This is a genomic window from Cohnella hashimotonis, assembly GCF_030014955.1.
Taxonomy (GTDB): Bacteria; Bacillota; Bacilli; order Paenibacillales; family Paenibacillaceae; genus Cohnella; species Cohnella hashimotonis.
Genome location: NZ_JAGRPV010000001.1, coordinates 3,740,465 through 3,762,517 on the forward strand (window position 1 = coordinate 3,740,465; position 22,053 = coordinate 3,762,517).

The window sequence follows — 22,053 nt, forward strand, 5'->3', positions numbered from 1 at the left end:
GCGATTCATTCAGTCCTGGTACAGCGCCTTGAGCGGAACCATGGATTCCTGCGGGACGTAATATTTGAATTTATCGTCGCTGATGCTGCCGAGCAGCTGCCGCCGGACCTGGTCCGCGCCTTCAAGCAGCTTATCGGAAGCTTGATGGTAATCGATCGGCCGCATCCAGAGCGGACTGTAGCCCATAAACAGCTGGCGGCGGGTATACGATGACGTATTGGGCGCACCGGCATGCCACACGTTTTGCGCGAACAGAAACACGTCCCCCGGCTTGCCGCACAGCTGCACCTCATCTTCTAGTGCGATATTGACGTCCTTTTGGTTCGGATTAAAAGGCCTTCTGTGACTGCCCGGGATCAGCTTCGTATTGCCCCGGTTCGGCTCCGACATATCGCTTAGCACGTAGCAGGCCTTAATATAATACGTTGCGGTCAGTCCGTTCGTCTTAGGGAACTGCGGATGCGGACCGTCCTGATGCCAGTCGATAAAGCTGTTCGTCGCCGTTTGCTTCAGCTCGGGATTCGGCTTTCTTACCGTCAAATGAGAGATATGAAGCTGGATGTTGTAGCCTAGCAGATTCACGACCAGCGGCAGGATCGTCGGCTCGTCGATCAGCGACAAAAATTCCGGATGGCGCTCCACGCTGTTATAAATGTTATAGGACAGGCTCTCCTCTTCCTCCGCCAATACAGCGTCCACTGCCTCGTTAAGCCGCCGAACCCGATCCTCGTTCAATACGCCCGGCAGCAGCAGATAGCCTTGTTCCTCGAACTGTCCCTTCAGCGCCGGTATGTCCAGCTGCTTGCGGTCGTTCTCTCGATTCACTTTGCCTGCACCTCCGCTCTTCTTTATTTGTTTCCGTAACCTAGCGCGGTGAGCTGCTCCTGAGCCGCATCCATGAACAACTTATATTTCATCGTCGTTTCGAGCGTTTTCAGAAATTTGTCGTACTCACCCAGGTCCCGCTGCCCATAAGCGAACTTCGCCAGCTCTTCCTTGATATAGCGGTCTGCGTCGGAGGCGACATAGCCCTCGGGAAGATCGACGAAGCCGTTCAGCGTTTGAATTCGCGGCTGATCGCCCGCAAATTTGATAAATTCGGCCTGCGGCACGAATTTCGTCTGCAAATACGACATTTCGGGACGTCCGGTAAACTGGTAAAGCCACGAATAGCCGACTTCGCCCGCCTTATCCGTCATGACGATTTTGTCGCCATCCTTCGTGAAATGCATGCCTTCGACGCCAAACTGCACGAGCAGCGATCCGGTCTTCGGATCGGACACGTAGTTCAGCAGATCGAATACGCGCTGCAGCTTCTCCGGGTCCTTCTCGAGCGCCTTCGGGATCGCGTACCGTCCCGGCGTGTTGCCGATTTCCCAGGATCCGTCGAATTTTCCGGCCGGGCCTGCCGGCGGCTCGATCTGAATCCATTCCGCTTTCGGATTGACGGCTTTGATCTGCTCGATCATGTTTTCCTTTGTCATGTTCGGCCAGTCGATCCAGATGATGCCGGCCTGGCCCTTGAACGCTTTTTCCTGATGCTGCATCGCCGTATTGGCCAGCAGCTCCGGATCGACGGAGCCCGTCGCGATCATGTCCTTGATGAAGGCGAGCGCGTCCTTCATGGCCGGGTCGTACAGCGCGTTCACGAGCTTGCCGTCCTTTTCGTAGACCGAGCCGGGCGAGCCGACGCCGAAGGCGCCGAATACTGGCGCGAACGCCCCGTTCAGCTCGGCACCCGTCAGACCGAACGTATCCTTCTTTCCGTTCTTGTCCGGATCGTCGTTCGTAAAGGCGGCCGCGACGGTTTTCAGGTCCTCAATGGTTTTCGGCACCTCCAGATTCAAGCTGTCGAGCCAATCCTTGCGGATGAAGTACGTGTTGTAGGGGATCTGCGAGCTTTTGGAGATCGCGTAAACTTTCCCGCCGACCGCCCCCTTCTTGACGTTCTCCTCTCCGATAAAGGTGCTGACCTGCTTCAGACGGTCCATGTAGGGCGTCAAGTCCAGAAGCAAGCCCTGCTTGGAAAATTCGATCAGCTGCTGCCGGTCGAGCGCGAACAGATCCGGGAAGTTGCCGGAAGCCATCCGGACGTTCAGCTGATTTTTGTAGTCGTCGCCGGAAGCGTATACGGTCAGGTTAAAATCGACGTTAAGCGCTTTGTCCAGTTCCTTCTTGATAATGTCCTGGTCGGGCGGAGGCAGGTTATTGCCGGTCTCGATGACCTCAAGCTTGATCTTTTTCTCGGGATTGGCGCTGGCCGAGGGCGAAGCGGCCTCCGTGCTTGCCGGATTCGATGCGGACGACGAGCTTGCAGGCGGCGAGGAGGCTTCGCTGTTGCCTCCGTTGCCGCACCCTGAGACGACGGCGCCGAGCAACGCGAAGGACGTCAATAGAGCGGACGCCCGTTTGATGGAATTCGAGGACATGGCGAACCCCTTTCATACGCTTTATTGGAGCGGCCGCCATCCGTCTGGCCAGTAACCGGACGGCGACCGGATCACCCTTTGATCGAGCCGAGCAGCATGCCTTTGGTAAAGTATTTTTGGATAAACGGATAGACGACGAGCACCGGCAAGCTGGCGATCATGACGGCGGCCATCTGCAGCGTCTGGGTGGGCGTGATATTGTCGGCGTTTTCGAGCGTCTGCTGGCTCTGCATCAGAATCTCGCGCACGATCACCTGGAGCGGGAACAGCGTTCGGTCTGTCACGTAGAAGATCGCCTGAAAAAATTCGTTCCAGTGGCCGACGAGATAGAACAAGCCGATCGTCATGATCACGGGAATCGACAGCGGCGTCACGATTTGAAACAGGATGCGGAACTCCTTCGCCCCGTCTATGCGGGCGGATTCGAACAGCTCCTCGGGCAGGCCCTCGAAAAAGCTTTTCATGATCAGAACATTAAAGCTCCATATCGCGTTCGGCAAAATCATCGCCCAGATCGAATCGATCAATCCGACGGACTTGACGATCAGGTAAGTCGGAATGAGGCCGCCGCTGAAAATCAGCGTGAACACGATCATGAGCAGGAAGATCCGGCGGCCCGGCAAATTTTTGCGACTGAGCGGATACGCCATCAGACCCGTTAAAATCAGGTTGACCGCGGTGCCGACAACGGTGATGAGTACGGTGATTTTAAACGCCTGGGGCAGATTCGACTGCGTCAGCAGCGTTTTGTAGGCCGAAAAGGTCACGTCCCTCGGGATGAGGATAAATCCGCCGTTGCGCAGCACCTCTCCGAAGGGCGTGATCGATACGGAGACGACGTACAGGATCGGAAATATGGCCAACAAGGCGCAAAAGACGAGCACGGCGTAGACGAAGACGTTAAACAGTCTGTCTTCCAGGCCTTTTACCATATCCCTTCCCCCCATCTCTTGGCCACGTTGTTGGCGAACAGGACGAGCGCCATGCCGATCAGCGATTTAAACAGCCCGACTGCGGAGGCAAGGCTGAAATTGAGCTGTTGCAAACCCGTTCGGTAAACCCAGGTGTCCAAAATATCGGCGACCGGATACACCTGAATATTGTAGAGAATGTAAATCTGGTCGAAGCCGGCGTCGAGCAGATGGCCGAGCTTTAAAATAAAAAGCAGGACGATGACGCTGCGGATGCCGGGAATCGTAATATGCCAGATCATCCGGAAGCGGCCCGCGCCGTCCACTCTGGCCGCTTCGTACAACGTCGGATCGATGCCCGCCATCGCCGCCAGGTAGATGATCGCTCCCCAGCCGAGATTTTGCCAAACCTCCGAACCGACGAGCACGCTGCGAAACGTCTGGGTCGACGTCAGAAAAGGAAACGAGCTGCCGCCGGCCTCGACGATCCACCGGTTCACGATGCCGCCGTTTTGCGAAAACAGCGCGATCAAAATGCCGAAGATAATGACCCAGGACAGAAAATGAGGCATATAGGTCAGCGTCTGAACGACAGTCCGCAGCCAGCGAATCCGGCATTCGTTCAGCAGCAGCGCGAGCAGGATCGGCGGGATCGTGCCCCATACAAGCTTGTATAGGCTGATCAGCAGCGTATTCCTCAGCAATTCCCCGAAGTAGGGCGACTGATAGAACGTTTCAAAATGCTTGTACCAGGGATTGGCCCAAGGGCTGTGCAAAATACCGTCCATCATCGAGAAATCCTTGAAGGCGATTACCATGCCGTACATCGGGAAGTACCGGAAGATGAGGTAAAATAAGACGCCGGGCAGCAGCATGACATAAAAGGGCCAATATTTTCGCAGGACAGTGAGTGCCATACGATACTCCTTTCAGAAGGCTCGGCTTTGATGTAAGCGTTATCTGAAATTAGTGTATGACGAACCCGGTCTCTCCCGTTATGCGCAATTCATGTAAAAATGTTCGATTTTCCGACCTCTGCGCCGTTGTTAGCTTTGAAGGGACATAGGCAGCTCGACGCGCACGACGGTGCCGACGCCCTTTCGTCCGCCGATGCGCAAGCCGTACGGCTCGCCGAAATGGATGCGAATGCGTTCATGGACATTCGCGAACCCGATACCCGTGAAGGAATGCCGGGAAGGCTCGGCGGCCTGCTTGCGGTAGACATCCCGAATATCGCTTCGGCTCATGCCGATGCCGTCGTCGCGGACGTACAAACGCAGCCTCCCGTCATGGACGCTCGCCGTCACGATGACGCTGCCTCCGCCCTTCGGCGCAAGGCCGTGGAACAACGCATTTTCGACGAGGGGCTGCAGGGTGAGCTTCAATATTCGCTGCTGCAGCAGCTGCGGCTCGACCTCGATCCGGCAGCCGTACTTGGCCCCGTAGCGGACCTGCTGAATATGCATGTACATGCGAAGACCTTCAAGCTCCTCCTCCAGGGCGACGAATTCGCTCTGCCGGTCGAAGCTGAACGTAAGCAGGCCGACCAGGGATCGAATCGTCTGCCGGACGTCGTCGATCTTCTGCTGCTTGGCCATGCTGCTGATACAAGCGAGCGTATTGTACAAAAAATGGGGGGCGATCTGACTGCGCAGCATTTTCAGCTCGTATTCTTTCTTTTTTTCCTCCGCGCGTTTCGTCTCGTGAAGCAGATGCTGGATACGCGCCAGCATCGCGTTGAGACTTCTCGCAAGCTTGCCGATCTCGTCCCGGCGGTTCTCGGGCAGCTTGGCAACGACCTCGAAGTCATGCAGTCGATCCATTTTGTTCACAAGCCCCCGGATCGGCCTCGTCAGCGTCCGCGACAGCATATAAGCGCTGAAGAGCAATATAACGACCCAAAGCATCGTCGCATTGCGGTAATTGCCGTAGAGCGGCTGCAAATCCTTGTAGAAGCTGTCTTCCGGGATAAACGCGATCAGCGACCAGCCCAGCCGGTTTTTCGCCGATTTCACGGCGATGAGCCGTTCTCCGTTTACGGACATGTCGTCCGCTCCGGTTTTAAGACCGGGCAGCTTCGCCGTAAACGCGGGAAGCAGTTCGGGCGGATAGGTTCCCGGCTTGACGGGAAGCAGCCGTTCGCCTGCCTCCATCCGGTTGATGACGTTCCCGTTTGCGGTAACGAGCGCGAAGGATTGATAGATAAGCGGAGAAATGCGGGATACGAGAAGATCGAGGCCGAGCTCGGCGATGATGACGCCCTGCACTTCATTATTTCGGTCCTTGATCGGCATCATGTAGGCGAGCGTACGTCCGGACAGCGGAGAAACGTACGGTTCGCTGACCTGAATCGAGCCATAATTATCTAACGCCTGCGCATAAAGCGCCTTCAGATGGGGATTGCCGATAATGTCGTAATTGACCTGCGTATTGGAGAAAACCTTGCCGTCGCTCCGCACGAAGTACAGCGTCCGGACGACCGAGCTGTTATAATCGGCGAAGCTCTGCAGCGTGCGTACCGCCTCCGCCTCGTCGCCGCCCGCAAGCCAGTCCTGTCTCGTCGAGAGCAGCAGCAAAATGTTTTCGACGTTGTCGAGCGTTGCGTCGATATACTGATTCGTCCTCGCCACCAGCAGCTCCGCATCCTTTGTGACCTGATCCTTGAGCAGCGTCTCCGCTTCGCTCAGATTGCTCCAGGCCAGCAGCAGAAAGAGAAGCAGCGTGACCAGAAACATATAAAAAAACTGCTTCGTGGCGATTCCCAAATGGCTAAACCGGGCAATGAGCTTCATAATCGGTTCTCCCTCTCGCAAACGCTTCATTCGGCCCGGCTACCCAGACGCTTCACGTCCGTCGGCGCAGCCCCCGCCCAGGTGCGGAACGTAGACGTGAAGTAGCGGTAGTTCGGAATGCCGACGGCTTCCGCCACTTCATAGACCTTCATGTCGGTCTCCCGCAGCAGCTTCATCGCCTTCTCCATCCGCAGCCGAAGCACGAGCTGATGCACCGACTCCCCGGTCTCTTCCTTGAACAGCCTGCCGAAATACTCGGGTCCGAGGCCAATTTGCGCAGCGACGATCGGCAGCGACATCGGCTCCTGCAGATGCGCCTCGATCCAGGCCCGCGCTTCCACGATCTCGCGGCGCGGCCCGGCTGCGGGGACGGCGCGCACGATACCGGCCCATCGCGCCTCCAGCTCTCCCCAATCCGAAGCGCCGACAAGCTCGGCATGCGGATCGGGAGAGCCAGGACGCGAGCGCGACAGCCACTCGGACGTCCACCCGGCGAGCCAGCGCTTGAGGGCGGCAGGGCGAAAACGGCGATCGGCGCACCACGGCCCGATCTCGTCCTGCATCGTCCGCAAGAGACGGTCGGCGTTCGCCCCGGCCTGGCCGAGCAAGCCGGACAGATGACGCCGATGCGCGGGCTCCAGCTCGGAGAGCGGTTTAGGCGAGCCTATTTTTATTCTTGGCGCGGAGACGGCATCGTAAAAATCCGCCTCCCGCCACCAGGACGCTGCCGCAAGAAGCGCCCAAACGTCCGCTCGGCTCACGGCCAAGCCGCCCACCGTCGCCGATAGCCCGATGCCACGCTTCCCGACCGGCGCCCCCTCCTTGCCTTCTGCTTCGGCCGGCAGCGATCCGAGCAGTCGTTCCAGGCGCAGCCCGACCGCCTCGGGCTCCTCGGCTTCCGAGAACCACAAGGCGTATTCGCCGCCTCTCATCGGAAACCAGGTTTTGCAAGACGGCGTACGCCGTTCGAAATCGAGCAGCGCCTCCTGAACGGACTCCTGCGCACTCGGGAGCTCGTCCTCCGTAGCCGTCAGCCAGAGCAGGACGAACCGCAAAGATTGCCGCTCGTCGGAGAAGCCTAAAAGCGTCCAATCTTCGGGCGCGATGTCGGCCTGCGCCGTCCGACGCTCTCTGCCGTTTGCGTCGGGGCGCTCCTTCAACCGCATCTCAAATCCTTTCGCCGCCTTCAGCTTGCGGAGCATCATTTCTCTGCCCAAGTGTATCCGCTCCCGCTGCAGTTTCTCGCCGGCCTTTCGAATCGCCCGCTTCAGCTCTTCCTCGTCCAGCGACACCTTCAGGATGTAATCCGACGCGCCGAGCGCGATCGCTTCCCTCGCATATCCGAAGTCGCTATGGCACGTCAGCAGTATGATCTGCGTGACGGGATGGCTTTTGCGCAGCTCCCGGATAAAGGTTAAGCCGTCCATAATCGGCATCGTAATATCGGTCACGACAATGTCCGGCGAATGCTTCTCGCATAGAGACAGCGCCTCCTCGCCATTTTCCGCCTCGCCGATCAGCGTCGCGCCGCAGGACTCCCACGGAAACGCGCGCAGCTCCTCGCGGATCGGATATTCGTCGTCCACAATCAATACGCCAATCGGTCTCATCGTCATATTCGCTCGAAGCCTCCCGCCCTCTCTCCTGTTTATATTTTTATGCGGGATATCTCCCGAAATGGCAAAACAAACAGGACGACGCAGACTTTTGTCCGCTTCGTCCCGATTGCGAGTGAGATTGCGAGTGAGATTGCGAGTGAGATTGCGAGTGAGATTAAGATCGAGATTGAAATTGTAATTTCCTTACTTATGGCGCCTTGCTTCCAGCGGGTGTCCGATCACTGGAAATTCTCCGATTCTCAGCTTGGCGCTTCCATAAGGAACAAGTTCCAGCTCCGTGATCGGTTGACCCTCCGCATTCGGGTGCAGCGGCGGCGTACCCGCGCTGTTGCCCTCCATCTTCCAATCGCGGATCAGCTGTCCATTCGTCTTGAGACGGACGGGCGATTGGCCGGCGCCGAACGGCTGATAGGCGATATCGGCCGTTTCGACCGCGAACTCGCTGCCGGACAACAAGCCGTATTTCCAAGGAGAACCGGGGTAAATCTCCCAGTCGTGGAACCTCTCCCGTTTCGTAATGAGCTGCCAGTTCTCCTGGATCGGCAGCGCGTAGACGAGCGGCCCCCTTTCGACGCTTGCCGCATACAAATTGCGCCCCGCGGTCTTAACCGTCATCGGCAGGCTCAGCGTCAGCCGGTCGCCGCTCTCCCAATGACGCGTCACCGTGGCATAGCCGTTCTCGATCTTGAGCTCGACGCGTTCGCCGTTCACCGTCAGCGCAGGATTCGCGCACCAGGCGGGAATGCGAAGCGAGAGACCGAACGCGACCGGCTCGCTCAGCTTGATCGAGATTGCGACCGAGTCGCGGAACGGGTAGTTGCCGGAAACCTCGAGCTCCGCTGCGGCGGCGCGCCCCTCACCTACCTGCGCTTTCACCGCGCAAGGCGCGTACGATACCGCCGCCAGGCCGCCCGCGCGGTCTGTCATCCACAGATGCGAGACGAATTTCGGCCAGCCTTGGTGCATATTCGACGTGCAGCAGCCGAAGTGCGGCTCAAGTCCGAACACATTCGCGTCTGCCCCGTTGCTCCAAGCGCGCGGCGCGACGTTGCACATAATCTGGTTCACCTGCTGATCGTACTGGTGGGACGTCCAATCGCCGGAGATCGCCGCGGGCAGGGCGTTAAACGCAACCTTCTCCAGAATGTCCCCGAACCGGCCTTCCCCGAACACGCGGGTCAGCTGTTCCATGGAGAACATATACTCCACGACGGCGCACAACTCGACGCCTTGGCTCGGATGCGTACCGGACAGCCACTCGTCGCCCGAAAACATGCCGTGGGCCTGCCCGTGGTAAGTCATCAGGCTGTCGATGCCGCGGTGCACGGCCTCTTTTTCCCTCGCGTCTCCCGTAAGTTCGAAGCGCACCGCCGGCGCCTTGATGCCCATCGCGACGTTAACCACGTGCGTCTTCAAATCCCACTGCTCGACCTTCCGCCAGAACGGAAAATCGTGGAACACATCGGTCCATCCTGTCGTCTGCCCGGCGACGAGCTCGGCAAGTTCGAGAAGAAAGGCGTCCTGCGTTTTCCGATGCAGCCACTGGATGCTCAGCAGCATCTCCATGCCGCGGGCCTCCGCCCACTCCAGCAAGGGTTGACCTTCGATCGTCTTGTGCGCGTAACGGAAAAACGACGTCATAAACGGGATGACCCGCGTATCCTCGGTTGCTTCCGCGTATTGCGTCATGACCTTGAGCATGATCATATAAGGCCACCAGTCATGATTTTTGTCTACGCCGCTAGCCATTTCCTTCATCCGCGGACCGAACGAGCCGTCCTCCCGCTGACTGGCGAGCGACCATTCGATCCAGCGCTTCGCCTTGGCGATGAGCCGCTCGTCCTCGAGCAGGTAAGCCAGCGGAAGCAGCCCGTCGACGTAGTAAGGACCCCGTTCCCAGCTTTCTCCTTTGCCGCCGAGCCAGCCGTTGTCGTCGCCGACGTCCGCCCAATGCTCGTCGAGATGGCCGGTCAATCCGTCCGCTTGAATGCGCAATTGATCGCGGAGCCACTCGCGGGGTTTTATCGCGCCGAGCGGCAGCGCTTCGAATGCCGTATGGTTTGCTGTCAAGAGTCTCGCACCTCGCTTGTTCGGTATGCGTGCCTGTTTTTCTAGATTCGACGCTTATGAATATAGCACGCAGTTCCCAAGCCCGCCGATAGCCTAACGCACACAAAAATTGTCCGATTGCAACCTCGCGCATTTTGTATGCAGACTTGCCACATCGTTTTCTTTATACTATAGAAAAGGCAAAACAGATGAGATACGTTCATCACTGGAGGCTGCCGGATGTTCCAATTCATCTCTCCGCCGTTGCCGCACTTTATCTACTGCGGGGAAGACACGTATCCCGCGGGAGGACGGCACTCCGACCGCTCGGGCATCGGCGTATTCGATCTGCTGCTCGTGACGCGCGGGTGTCTCTACTTGGCCGAGGAGTCGGCAGCGCTCGAGATCCCGGCGGGCTCGTTCGCCCTTCTCCGGCCGGACCGCGCGCATCGGTCGACGGCGCCTTGCCGGGAGGAAACCCATTTCTATTGGGCCCACTTCCAGACGCTCGGGAGCTGGCACGAGACGGATCGGGCGCTTACGCACGCCGAGCTTCGCCCGGACGACGAGCTCCACGAGATTCATCGGTTCGCGTATTACTTGCCGCGATCCGGGAAGCTGGCATCGCCGGAAGCCGCATACGCCTGGCTGCGCCGGTTGCTGTCCTTGCAGGCCGATACCTCCTCGTCTTCGCAATGGCGACAGCAGCTCGTCTTCCAGGAGCTGCTGCTGCGCCTGCAAGAAGATACGACGATGCCCGAGCGCGATTCCTACCTGACGATCGCCGAAGAGGCCGCGGCTTTCCTGCGAAGGAATTACCGGGATGCGTTTACGTACAAATCGATGTCGGAGACGCTTCACTTTCATGCCAACTATGTATCCCTCTGCATGAAGCGCGCCTTCGGCTATACGCCGCTCCAGTATTTGACGCGTTATCGCGTCGAACAAGCCAAGCGGCTGCTGATCGATACGAACGAACCCGTCGGCCGCATCGCCGAGGAGACCGGCTTCGGCTCGTTTCCATACTTCGTCCGCTGCTTCGCCAGGCAGGTCGGCACGACGCCCAAGTCCTTTAGGATGCGTTTTCGGCAAGGCTGATTTTGTCCAAGCAAAAGGCTCCGGAGAAGGAACGCTCCGGAGCCTTTTGCTTATCTCCCGTAAAACTTCTGATAACGCCGGATTTTCCTGAAGACCGCCCGATTGGGATGCTTGAGGAAAATATAAGGGTCAGGGCTCGTATTGACCTCGAGAATCCAAGGCTTCAGCGTTTTATCCATTGCGATATCCAGCCCGATCTCCGAAATGCCCGGGAATGATTTTCGGAGCGCCCGCCCGGTATGCACGCCAAGCCTTCCCAACGACTTCAGCTTGGCGTCTACGTCCCTGATATGGGGTTTTAGCAGCGCCTCTGCGGAATGTACGGTTCCTCCGTTGTGATAGTTCGTCACGATCTTGCCTTTGGCGGCCGCTCTTCCGATGATGCCTGTCGTTTCCCACCGTTTCTTCGGCGAATATTGGGTCATCACGCGCAGATCGAACCGGTTGCCGCGATGCTTCAGCAGATGAATGCCCCGCTGAACCAGATAGGCTTTTTTCCGGGTTTCTTTGCGAAGCGCATCGTACAGGGCCTCGAAGCTGGCATAGCGGGCAACCTTGCGTCCCGCCTGGTAGCGATAGCCGTCTCTGCCCTTCTCAACGCGCATGACGCCATTTCCGTAAGATCCGTGCACAGGCTTCACGTATACCATCCCGTAGCGGTTCAGCATGCGCTTTAACGTTCCGCCGGTCATTTTTGCCGTGGCAGGCAAAAAGCCCGATACTTGCTTATCCCGTTGAAGCGCGATCGTTTTCGCCCACTTGCTGGATATGCGACGGATCATCGTTTCGCCCCTCACTGTGTCGATTGAGTATCTCCACATCCTATTCGGACTCCCGCGTGCCGCATCGGACCGCTGTCCCTGAAAGTCATGAATGGGCAAAGACACGCCAACAGACCGCCGACTTCCTCCTCATGAAATGAAATGCTACGCACCGCCGTTTATTGTTAAATAAACGAAGAACACGATGGCCAATGCGAAACGATAATAGGCAAACGGCACAAGCTTAAATCGTTCAAGCAGCTTCAGGAACGTGAGGACAGCCAGAAAAGCGACTGCGAACGCGACGATGAAGCCGACCGCGAAAAAGCCGAAATCCGATGACGTCAAAGTGGAGTAGCTTTTCAACAATTCGTAGCCGCTCGCAGCGAACATCATCGGTATAGCGATCAGAAAAGAAAAATTCGTAGCCGCACGATAGCTTGTTCCCGTAAGCAGTCCGCCCGCGATCGTCGCCCCCGACCGTGAAAATCCCGGCCACAGCGCCAGGCACTGATACAAACCAATGATCGCGGCTTGTCTGTAGGTCAATTGATCCATCCCTTCGGCTTGAACCGCCGGTTGTCGTTTTTGGCCGAATATCATGAATACCCCGCCGAGAACGAGCCCGACCAGCACCGTGTAGGGCGAGAATAAATACGATTTGATAAACGAATGCAGGAGTAATCCAAGAACCATTGCCGGCAAGCAAGCCAGGATGACATGAATAAGATTTAGTCTGGACGACGTATTCGGCTGAGATTCGATCGAGGATCCGGTCCGGGCTAATCCGAATAAATTCAAGATGCGCCGCCAATAGATGACGGCCACTGCAAGAATCGCCCCCAATTGAATGATAATTTCGAACGTATCGGCTTTATCTCCCGCAAATCCGAGCAATTTCCCCGTCAATATAAGATGCCCCGTCGAAGAAACCGGCAGAAACTCCGTCAATCCCTCTACGATGCCCTGAATAACCGCATTCCCGATATTTTGCATGAACAGAATTCGCTCCTTTGCTTAATTGACGATGAAGTATCTATTCGCTATCTTAGAATCCGGGCCTCATGCATTCGCCTGATTCAGCGAGTCAAGCGAGTCTTGCAATGCGCTCTGACACTTGCCTTCGTTCGGCTGTTTTGCCCGCGTCGCAGCCAGGACGTCGTCGATCGTCCCGTCGATCCGGGTCCACGTTTTTCGATCGATTTTTCTTAACTTGGGTTCCGCTTTATCCCAATCATGCTCCAATTGATTCGCGTCGCTTTTCCCCGTAGCGAAATCGCCTGTGTTAACGGCCTGAAGCATCTCATTCTCGGTCGCGATGAAATTCGCCAATTGCCCGCTCAAACTCGTTTGGGACGCATCGACTTTCGGAACGATATGTTGAGCGCACCATTCGTATCCTCCGATTCCGGCAGCCAGGAATACGACCAGTGCCACAGCGGTTTGCAGGAACACGCTCTTAGAACTTTGATTGCCAGTCTTAGGCGTGTCCGTTTCCTTATTCGAGATGACGTCGACTTTCGATACGCCCAGGAATACGATAACCGCCACAATGGCGATCGAGAAAATGACGCTGGTGAGGGTAGCTCCGAGCGCAAGGCCGCCGTTCACTTTGGATTGCGACAAATAATCCCCCAGCGAGGCGCCAAGCGGACGGGTAAGAATATAGACGATCCAGAACGCCAAAATCTCGTTGAGCCTTGCCTTCCAGGCGGCAAAGACGATGGCGATCACAACGACGACGGCGATCCCCGTTTTCAGATAGCCCAGGCCGAGCTGTTCGGAGAACAAGTCGCCGACCGCGGTTCCAAGCGCGAACGTAAACAAGATCGTCAACCAATAGAAGGCTTCTCTTCTTACCGTGAAGATCGAATGAATCGAGAGCGTCTTTTCGCTCAAGTACCACAAGAGCAACGTTAGCGCCAACAATCCGCTAAATACGATCGTGCTCGTCTCGAGCGGCACGCCAAGCGCGTCCGTTAGATTATCCGTGACCAAAGTGCCGAAGACGCTGATCAGAACGACGGTAAGCCAATATAGAATCGGAACGTATCTCGTCGCTTTGAATTGAAGAAAAAGAACGACGAGAAACGCGACTCCCATCAAAACCGTCGTGAGCGTCAAACCCAGTCCCGCGTTTACGCTCAAAAAGTCGGAAAAAGTCTCTCCCACCGTCGTACATAAAACTTTGATGATCCAAAAGAAAATCGTAACTTCCGGTACTTTGCTAAGCCAGCTTTTGGACTCATTTCGATTAAGCGTCATATTATTTCCTCCTTCAGCTCAGGCACGTGTCCTATGTTAAAGGTAAAAAATAAACAATTTCTTAACTGCGGATTATTTTTAAGATTATTTCTCGACTTCGTACAAGTAGATTTTCCATGCGGCGGCAACGATAAAAAAGGCGTTGTCTCAAAAGGGTCATCAATCGTCCCCAGAGAAAGCCCCAGTTTTTTGAAAAAGAAAAAAGAAACCATTCTTTGGAAAATGGAAGTGTCGTGCAACCATTTACGAAAAGGAACGGTTTCTTTGGACGTTCAATCATGCATGGATCAACTTTATCTGCCAATGGATCTACTAGCTGCTTCACTTTAGAAGGGCTTTTGGGACAGCCCCAGGATCTCGCCGCTAAACGTGGAAAAAGAAACGCTGCACAGCGCCACTTGGCGGGACTTCGCCGCCAACCGCGGCCAAGAGACGCTGTACAGCGCCACTTGGCGGAACTTCGGCGCCAGCCGCGGCAAAGAGACGCTGTACAGCGCCACAAGACGGGACTTCGCCGCCAGCCGTGGCAAAGCAAGCTTTGGAGATAGCGCATTCCTGGGAGCTGGACTCTTACAGCCGGAAACGGTATCCCGCTCCCCACACCGTCTCGATGTAAGCCGGAGCCGAAGCGTCCTTCTCGATTTTCTCCCGCAGCTTGCGAATGTGGACGGTGACCGTCTGGGTGTCGCCCATCGCATCGATGCCCCAGAGACGGTCGAACAGATGATCCTTGCTGAACACCTGGTTCGGGTGCTGCGCGAGGAAATACAGCAGGTCGAACTCCTTGGTCGTCAACGCGACCTCTTCCTCCCGGATAAAAGCCTGCCTGGTGTTCGCATTGATACGGAGCTCGCCGATCTCCATATCCCCGGTCCTCGCATTGCGTCCGGTCAGCCTGTCGTAGCGGGCAAGATGCGACTTGACGCGCGCCACCAGCTCGGCCGGCTTAAAGGGCTTGCTCACATAATCGTCCGCGCCGAGACCCAATCCGCGAATGACATCGATGTCTTCCCTGCGCGCAGTCACCATCAGAATCGGGACATCGGACACCTCCCTGAGCGCTTTGCACACTTCGAAGCCGCTGAGCTTCGGCAGCATCACATCCAGCACGATCAGGTCGAACTTCCCCGTCATTCCTAGCTGCAGCCCTTTTTCGCCGTTATCGGCCAACACCGTTTGATAGCCGCTCATCTCCAGATAATCCCGCTGCAGCTCGGCGATGCTCGGCTCGTCTTCTACGATGAGGATCGTCTTACTCAGCGCCATCTGCCCCACCTCCTTCGATCGGAACCGTCAGGATCACCCGCGTTCCTTCACCTTCCACGCTCATTGCCCGTATATCTCCTTCATGCGCCAGCATGATCTGCATGGCGATGGCCAGTCCCAACCCGCTTCCGCCCGTACGCGAATTCCGCGACCATTCGGCGCGATAGAACCGATCGAATATGTGGGGCAGCGCATCCGCCGGAATACCGCTTCCGTTGTCCTCGATGACGATCGTCGCTTGACCGTTTTCCGTATAGGCGGACAGCCGAATCGACGGTCTCTCTTTGTCCATGTACTTCAAGCTGTTTTGGATGATGTTGCCTAGGACGCGCTTGAAGGAATCTGGGTCGATCTGGACGAGGACGGACGCCTGTACATTAAAGTCCGTCTGCAGTTCAACGCCGTTTTTTTCGAGTTCGAATCGAAGATCGTCCGACCAGTCGTTCAGCAGGCTGCGGACGGACATCGGCTGCATGCGGAAGGGAACCTTTTGCATGTCCAGCTTGGAATACAAAAACAGCTCGTCAATGAGCTTGTCCAGCTCGTCCGCCTTGGAAGCGATCGTTTTCATATATCGGTCATGCTTCTCCCGGGTATCGGCGATGCCTTCCATGATGCCGTCGACATAACCTTTAATGGCGGTAATGGGCGTTTTGAGGTCATGCGATATATTCGTGATGAGTTCTTTGCGATTTTTTTCGTATTGCATCTGCAGCAGGATCGACTCCTTCAACCTTACCCGCATCGTTTCGAAAGTGATCCCCAGCTGTCCAATCTCGTCCTTTCCCTTCACATCGATCGGCATGTCGAGCTCCCCCTCCGAGAATCGGCCTGCTGCCTGTCGCAGCGCGAGCAGGGGACGAATGATTCGGGTGGACATGTAATAGGTCAAGGCGATGTTCGTCAAAAGCAAGGCGGCGATGGCCGCGATGAATAAAATCGGAAACCACTTCTTGGCAAAATGAACGAGCGGATCGATCTTCGTAAGCAGGAACAAACTGACCGGCTTGTCGTCGGCCGCTTTAAGATCGTACTGCACGATCTGATACCATTCGCTGTTGTTTATTTTCACAGTTATTTCCTTGTGGAAATCGAAATGTTCATAGGGAGGCAGGCCCGACACTAAAGCAGGATCGTCCTCGATTTCGCTTGAAGCGAAGATCGCCCGATTGTCCTCGCGGACATAAATGGAAATTTGCCGCGAAGCGAGTCCGTCGGACAAATCCTGCAAATAAGAGGCGTCCGTCAGCAGCTGCGGATTTTGCGTCAGCGTTTGCTTGACCAGGCGATGATAATCGGCTTCCTCGATGCCCTCGATTTTGGATTCGTAAAACAATTTGATATTTTGAGCGTCTCCCCGGAAAACGATCAGCAGCAGTCCCGAGACGAGCACGAGAAACAAAAGCGGAAAAATGAGCATCGCCGCATAAGACCAGAGCAGTTTCCAACGGATCGACATAACGGCTCCTGCCTCCTTCTTCCTCCGACGATACCTCATAAATCTAAAGCCGCGATTTCGCTTTTATTAAGAAATGATTAATCGATTTCATTGAAACCTTCCGGCGCTTACCGACAACTTAGCATCCAGGTTTCCGAAACGCAACTATTAGATGCCGGATGCTCTTAACGGCTTCCGCAGCGGCTTATGAAGAGAGGATGATCAAACTTCGTCCGTCCGCATTGTATGCTTTGGCCATTTGTCGACTTTTTTGTGATAAAATAAAAAAATACGCGCGCAGGTAACGGATAGGATTGGGTTAATTTCGATCCGTACGGGGTAATTACCCTATGCTTATTTTTCCTGGCAGGAGAAAGGAGGTGTTGGTCGTGAAGCGCAACGAAGAAGACGTGCTTCTTCTCCAGGCGATGAAGGATACGCAGGACAAACGAATGTTTCAACGCTATCAGGCCGTTTTTATGTACAAGAGCGGGTATTCGGTCAAAGATATTCAAGGCGTCTCCCAGCTAAGCGAGAAGACGATATACACGTATATACGCTCTTACGAGCAATCCGGCCTGGAGGGACTGGCCATCGGAAGCTCGCCCGGCGCGCCTCGCAAACTGACTGCAGAGCAAGAGACGCGCTTGATCCAATTGATCACGTCCAAGCAGCCCAGCGAACTCGCGCTTGCCGAGCAGGCCCGGTGGACGCTTAGGCTCGTATCGACTTTGATCGAGCGCGAGTTCAACCAAACCTATACGCCCCGAGGAACGTCAAGACTTTTGCAGGATTTGGGGCTCATTCATTCGGAACCCAGAACGCCTCAGGCGCTCGGCGACAAGAAGAAAAGCCGCCCCCACCGCACGATTCGCATCCCGACGATTTTTCTGGTGCACAAGCCCCAAATGGACAGCGACTCGCATCTGCGGTTCATCGAGAACACGCTGCAGTTGCATCCGACGGGAAGAATCGCGCTGATGCTCGGTCCGGAGGAGCGGACGGAGCCGGTCGCCGAGGAAGATCTGTATGAGCTTATGTATTACCATCCGATAGGCAGACCGTGAACCGGAAGCGATCCGGTCCCTGACCCCTCGACAAGAGGTTGCCCCCGGTCGGCTTCGCGACTGCGGGACAGCCTCTTTTGATTCGCCGGTCTCTTAGGGGAGCCGGCCCGCGTCGAACAGCACTTCGAGCGATTGAACGCTGTCCCACGTTTTCTGAAGCATCTCGATCGATTCCGTATCGACGGGAATCGCGCTGCCGCGCTCCCGTTCCTCCAGCGCTTCGTCGGCAGGATTGCTTCTTGTATAAAAAATGATATGGTCCGCGTCCTCTCCCTTCTCCAGGAAAATCGACTCGACCACAATATTTTCGCTTCTCATCGTCTCGTAGACGAACTCCATTTTATTTACCTGCATATCTTTGACGAAATCTATGAATTCCTGGGTCATTCCCGGCTTGATTTTTACCTTCAGACATTGGACTTCCATGTGAATCCCACCTCTCTTCATGAATGGCGAGCGCTTAAGCGAGGTCAATCTGGTGTATTTAATTTTAGAATTAACCTTTCGCCTGCGGGATGAAACCGATGCCTTGCGGTCGGCGATATGTGCCGTTCCCTGCCAGCATTTTCTATCCAGCCGGTGTCCGTCACTTTTTTGCGACAATATTTTGCATATTTTTGAACAAATGCCTTACTTAATTCAAAAATGCTTTTTTCCTTATCGTGAAGGCTTTATTTAACCTTTTTACGGTCATTAGCGGCAAACCTTTTCGTTCACTAAAACAAACGGGGCGTTCCGTCCGCCTCAATTCTCGCCTTGACGCCGAGCTCCCTGTCCGGGCATCGCGTTCCATGGCCAGTATCGGACTGCCGAACGCTTGGCGTCCGCTCCATCAATCAGGAGCAAATTGAAGGCGCTTCGTCCGTAAGCTTCCGCCAGCCCTGGACCGCAGCGTTCGCCTACAGAAACTTCGCATCGTGTTTGCCGACGCGCACCGAAAAAACGAAAACCGTGCCGGGGTCGCCGGACGGTTCTACACGAATGCTGCCCTCCATGAGCTCGCACAAGGTTTTGGAAATCGCCAGTCCCAATCCGCTGCCGCCATACTTGCGGGGAGTCGAGGCGCTCGCTTGCGAGAACGGCAGAAACAGCCGATCGATCTCATCTGCGGGAATGCCGATGCCGGAATCCTTCACGGCGAATTCGAGCGTGAGCCGATCGTCCGTCTCCTCGAGCAGGCCCACCTGGATGCCGATGCCGCCCTGTTCCGTAAATTTGACCGCATTGCCGATCAGATTGATGAGAATCTGCTGCAGACGAGACCGGTCCCCCCTCAGAAGCGCGGGAACGCCGGGCTCGACGGCAACCGTATAGGCGAGTCGTTTTTCTCGTAGTTGGGCTGCGAACAGCTCCCCGACTTGATCGAGACAGTCCTCCAGCAAAAAGAGCTCCTGCTCCAGCTCCATTCGGCCCGCCTCGATCCGGGATAAATCCAGCACGTCGTTGACGATTTGCATGAGCGTATTCCCGTTTTTCGCCATGAGTCCGGCCAGCTCGGCTTGCTCGGGCGTCAGTCCCGACTCCCGCAGCAGGTCCAGCACGCCGATGACACCGTTCAGCGGCGTGCGGACCTCATGGCTCATATACGTTAAAAATTCCATTCTCGCCTGGGAACTGCGTTCGGCCGCTTCCTTCGCTTCGATTAACGCCCGCTCCGCTTCTTTGCGGCTCGTAATATCGCGCACCGCACATGCCAGCAATCCGGAACTGTCGACGGCGATGCCCCATTGAACCTCGCCGGGAAACGACGTGCCGTTCTTGCGACGCGTCTCCATCTCCGACAGCTGCCCGAACGGCGGAGCCCATGGCTCGCGCCCGTCGACGGCCGAGGGAAGGAGCAGCGATACATTCAGTCCTTTCAGCTCTTCCTTGTCGTACCCCGTTAAGCGCGCGACAGCGGGATTCGACTCCAGAATGACGCCCGACGCATCGAGCACCAGCATCGCATCGAGCGAGGTATCGGTCATGACGCGAGCCCGCGCCTCCGCCTTCACGAGCTGCCCGTTTATGCGCGAGAGCTGCCGGTTCATGCGCTCGAGCTCCCGTAATCTCGTTTTTTTCCGTGCATCGTGCAGACTGACAAAGTCCCGAACCTTAGCTTTGAGGACATCCGGGAAGATCGGTTTCATTAAATACGCAATGTCGTCCGCGGGGCAGTCTGGCGCCACATCCCCGTCATCCGCGCCGGTTCCGGACATGAATATAACCGGAATTTGTTTAAATCTGCGATATGATTTCATCTTGCCGGCCGTCTCGCATCTCTTCATTCCGTACGTCAGAACGTACGTCTGAACGTCGGTCAGGACGACGTCAATCTCCTCGCGCAGCAAACAGCGCAGCGCAGCGGTCCCGGAGCGAGCGTGTACGAAACGGTACGGCTCGCCGTCGAGAGCGGCTTCGATCGCGAGCAAATGCGCCGGATGTTCGACGACGACCAGGATGTTCGCTGAATAGCCCCTTTTCACCTGTTCCCCTCCCCTGCTGCGTAATGGATATTTGATATGCCGGGTTCCCTCGCCTTCATCCTTGCAGCGGCTTGCCGGTGAGCCGGACATTCTGTAGCAACGCGCAAGCGTCATTGTAGAATTAATTCCCAATTACTTATTATACGGGGTTAAGAATATAGGTTCAATGCGATATTCAATTCAGATTAAAAAGAATTGTGTATTTAATATTTACCTATCAGGAATAAAAGAATGGGTAGTTTCATAAGGAGTGGATAAATGCACCTCGAAAAAGCTAAAGACCTTTAAATACGCAAAAAAAATGCTTGCCATTAAAAACGTATGGCAAGCATTACGTGTCGAGGTTTAAACGCCTAACTGAATCTTAACCAATTCAATACGACGACGGCCGGAAGCAGCACGTACAGCGCCTTTGTCATCATTCCGTGCTTGCGGAACGGCACGGCGGACAGCATGAGCAGACCGCATATGGCGAAGGCTCCCGCTATAGCTGCCTCCCGTCCCTGAAAGTCGCCCGCCAGCATGAACGGACTCAGCAGCAGGAGCCAGCTGGCCGCAATCGTCGTCGGCACGCCCGTGTAGTAAGCATGGCGCCCGTCCTCCTCCAAGCCGCTGACGTTGAAATAGGCCAGCCGCCACAACCCGGCTGCGAGGTACAAAACGAGCGCCGCGATGCCTAAAGGAGACGTCACGCCGAGCGCATAGCCGGCGAACGCCGGAAGCACGCAGAAGCCGATCGCATCGGCCAGACTGTCGAGCTCCTGGCCGAAGTCCGACGATTGCTTGAGCTTGCGGGCGACGATCCCGTCCGCATAATCGCCCAAAATCGCCGCTCCATAAAGCGTAAACGCCAGCGGATACTGGCCCCTTGCAAAGAACGCCATCGCCAAGAGTCCGCAGACGGATACGCCGGTCGTTATGGCGTTCGCCAGATTCCAGTACCGCAGCGCCGGAAACCATTTTCCAATCAATGTTATCCCTCCTCGTTGCTCGGACTAAGCGGCAATGAAAGAGATGAGGACTTCAAGGCAGCAGCCCCCATAGCAAAGCAAAGAGCGGCGCGCCGAATAAAATATTGTCGTATCGGTCGAGAATGCCGCCATGCCCGGGCAGCAAGCTGCCGAAATCCTTGATGCCGAGCTTGCGCTTGAGCGCAGAAAACAGCAGGTCTCCCATATTGCCAAGCACCAGAATAAAACAGACGATGAGCAGCTGTCTGCCGACCGTAACGCCGGCCAGGGCCGGTATCCACCCGTTTAGCATCAGGACGCCCGCCAGCACGCCGGCCGCGCCCCCGATGTAGCCTTCGAGCGATTTGCCCGGACTGATCCTGGGGAACAGCTTCGTGCGGCCGAACTTCTTGCCGGCGAGCAGCCCGAAAGCATCGTTCATTTGCAGCAGCAGCAGGAAGGTCATGATGGCGGCCGCTCCGTCTTTGGACAACAGGGCCAGGCAGCCTGCACCGAGGGCGAGGACAAGGACGGCAAACGATGCGCCGAACGCCTGGCTCCGCACTTGGCGAGCCGGGGCCCAAAACGTGTATAGGGCAAGCGCAAGTCCGGTCGGCAGCACATAAACGCCGACCTGCGCCGCCTCGAGGAAAAGCGCTGCCGAAACTGCCGTTACAAGCGCGAGGAGCGGTATCGCCGCACTTGGTCGCCAGCCGCCGGCGGCCCGGTAATGCCGGGTCAGCTCGAGCAAACCGGCGAGCAGCACCAGGGCGGCGTACAAACGAAAGACCGGGTAGCCGGCCCAGAGAGCGAGACAGGTCGCATTTTGCAGCGCGATCAGCGTCAGCCCGCGCACGACGACCTCGCGCTTGCGTCCGAGCCATGCGGTTAAGGTGAAGAAGCCGATCATGGAAAGCGTCACAACGTAAAACGTTAGCAGCAA

The 22,053-nt window shown here is 56.3% G+C and carries 19 protein-coding genes; 2 read left to right on the forward strand and 17 right to left on the reverse strand.

Features of this window, described 5'->3' with window-relative positions:
- Positions 1 to 9: 9 nt before the first annotated feature.
- From KB449_RS15190 to KB449_RS15220, 7 genes are all read right to left on the reverse strand, one after another.
- Positions 10 to 825, reverse strand: coding sequence for a phytanoyl-CoA dioxygenase family protein (locus KB449_RS15190; RefSeq protein WP_282909186.1), 816 nt, complete (start codon positions 823 to 825; stop codon positions 10 to 12).
- Positions 826 to 848: 23 nt separating this feature from the next.
- Entirely contained in the window at positions 849 to 2,429 is a 1,581-nt protein-coding gene (locus KB449_RS15195) for an extracellular solute-binding protein (protein WP_282909187.1), read from the reverse strand.
- Positions 2,430 to 2,500: 71 nt separating this feature from the next.
- Positions 2,501 to 3,361, reverse strand: a complete 861-nt coding sequence (locus KB449_RS15200; RefSeq protein WP_282909188.1) for a carbohydrate ABC transporter permease — start codon at positions 3,359 to 3,361, stop codon at positions 2,501 to 2,503.
- Positions 3,355 to 4,257 (reverse strand): ABC transporter permease, encoded by a 903-nt coding sequence (locus KB449_RS15205; protein ID WP_282909189.1) that lies wholly within the window; start codon positions 4,255 to 4,257, stop codon positions 3,355 to 3,357. Before KB449_RS15205 ends, KB449_RS15200 begins: the two co-directional genes overlap by 7 nt.
- A gap of 129 nt (positions 4,258 to 4,386) precedes the next feature.
- On the reverse strand, positions 4,387 to 6,132 hold the full coding sequence (locus KB449_RS15210) for a cache domain-containing sensor histidine kinase (RefSeq protein WP_282909190.1): 1,746 nt from the start codon (positions 6,130 to 6,132) through the stop codon (positions 4,387 to 4,389).
- A 26-nt stretch (positions 6,133 to 6,158) separates the two neighbouring features.
- A complete protein-coding gene (locus KB449_RS15215) occupies positions 6,159 to 7,748 on the reverse strand; it encodes a response regulator transcription factor (protein ID WP_282909191.1) in 1,590 nt (529 codons plus the stop codon).
- A 186-nt stretch (positions 7,749 to 7,934) separates the two neighbouring features.
- Positions 7,935 to 9,821, reverse strand: a complete 1,887-nt coding sequence (locus KB449_RS15220; RefSeq protein WP_282909192.1) for a beta-L-arabinofuranosidase domain-containing protein — start codon at positions 9,819 to 9,821, stop codon at positions 7,935 to 7,937.
- Between the two features lie 219 nt (positions 9,822 to 10,040).
- Between KB449_RS15220 and KB449_RS15225 the strand changes: the two genes are divergently transcribed.
- A complete protein-coding gene (locus KB449_RS15225) occupies positions 10,041 to 10,898 on the forward strand; it encodes a helix-turn-helix transcriptional regulator (RefSeq protein ID WP_282909193.1) in 858 nt (285 codons plus the stop codon).
- Positions 10,899 to 10,948: 50 nt separating this feature from the next.
- Here the strand turns inward: KB449_RS15225 and KB449_RS15230 are convergent, their stop codons facing one another.
- From KB449_RS15230 to KB449_RS15255, 6 genes are all read right to left on the reverse strand, one after another.
- Positions 10,949 to 11,680, reverse strand: coding sequence for a YheC/YheD family protein (locus KB449_RS15230; RefSeq protein ID WP_282909194.1), 732 nt, complete (start codon positions 11,678 to 11,680; stop codon positions 10,949 to 10,951).
- Between the two features lie 144 nt (positions 11,681 to 11,824).
- A complete protein-coding gene (bacA, locus tag KB449_RS15235; protein ID WP_282909195.1) occupies positions 11,825 to 12,655 on the reverse strand; it encodes an undecaprenyl-diphosphate phosphatase in 831 nt (276 codons plus the stop codon).
- Positions 12,656 to 12,721: 66 nt separating this feature from the next.
- Positions 12,722 to 13,924: a COG4705 family protein gene (locus KB449_RS15240; protein WP_282909196.1), complete on the reverse strand. Its 1,203-nt coding sequence runs from the start codon at positions 13,922 to 13,924 to the stop codon at positions 12,722 to 12,724.
- Positions 13,925 to 14,250: 326 nt separating this feature from the next.
- Positions 14,251 to 14,424 carry a hypothetical protein gene (locus tag KB449_RS15245; protein ID WP_282909197.1) on the reverse strand — a complete coding sequence of 58 codons (174 nt, stop codon included), beginning with the start codon at positions 14,422 to 14,424 and terminating at the stop codon, positions 14,251 to 14,253.
- 70 nt (positions 14,425 to 14,494) lie between these two features.
- Entirely contained in the window at positions 14,495 to 15,190 is a 696-nt protein-coding gene (locus KB449_RS15250; RefSeq protein WP_282909198.1) for a response regulator transcription factor, read from the reverse strand.
- Entirely contained in the window at positions 15,177 to 16,649 is a 1,473-nt protein-coding gene (locus KB449_RS15255; RefSeq protein ID WP_282909199.1) for a sensor histidine kinase, read from the reverse strand. Before KB449_RS15255 ends, KB449_RS15250 begins: the two co-directional genes overlap by 14 nt.
- Before the next feature lie 368 nt (positions 16,650 to 17,017).
- On the opposite strand from KB449_RS15255, the gene KB449_RS15260 reads away from it, so the two are divergent.
- A complete protein-coding gene (locus KB449_RS15260) occupies positions 17,018 to 17,695 on the forward strand; it encodes a helix-turn-helix domain-containing protein (protein ID WP_282909200.1) in 678 nt (225 codons plus the stop codon).
- A 93-nt stretch (positions 17,696 to 17,788) separates the two neighbouring features.
- On the opposite strand, the gene KB449_RS15265 is transcribed toward KB449_RS15260, so the two are convergent.
- The 4 genes from KB449_RS15265 to KB449_RS15280 all read right to left on the reverse strand — a co-directional run bounded on the left by KB449_RS15265 (position 17,789) and on the right by KB449_RS15280 (position 22,053).
- On the reverse strand, positions 17,789 to 18,121 hold the full coding sequence (locus tag KB449_RS15265; protein WP_282909201.1) for a DUF6176 family protein: 333 nt from the start codon (positions 18,119 to 18,121) through the stop codon (positions 17,789 to 17,791).
- A gap of 473 nt (positions 18,122 to 18,594) precedes the next feature.
- Positions 18,595 to 20,160 (reverse strand): ATP-binding protein, encoded by a 1,566-nt coding sequence (locus KB449_RS15270; RefSeq protein WP_282909202.1) that lies wholly within the window; start codon positions 20,158 to 20,160, stop codon positions 18,595 to 18,597.
- A 353-nt stretch (positions 20,161 to 20,513) separates the two neighbouring features.
- Positions 20,514 to 21,131: a CDP-alcohol phosphatidyltransferase family protein gene (locus tag KB449_RS15275; protein WP_282909203.1), complete on the reverse strand. Its 618-nt coding sequence runs from the start codon at positions 21,129 to 21,131 to the stop codon at positions 20,514 to 20,516.
- Between the two features lie 52 nt (positions 21,132 to 21,183).
- Complete coding sequence (locus tag KB449_RS15280) at positions 21,184 to 22,053, reverse strand: phosphatidate cytidylyltransferase (RefSeq protein WP_282909204.1); 870 nt, start codon at positions 22,051 to 22,053, stop codon at positions 21,184 to 21,186.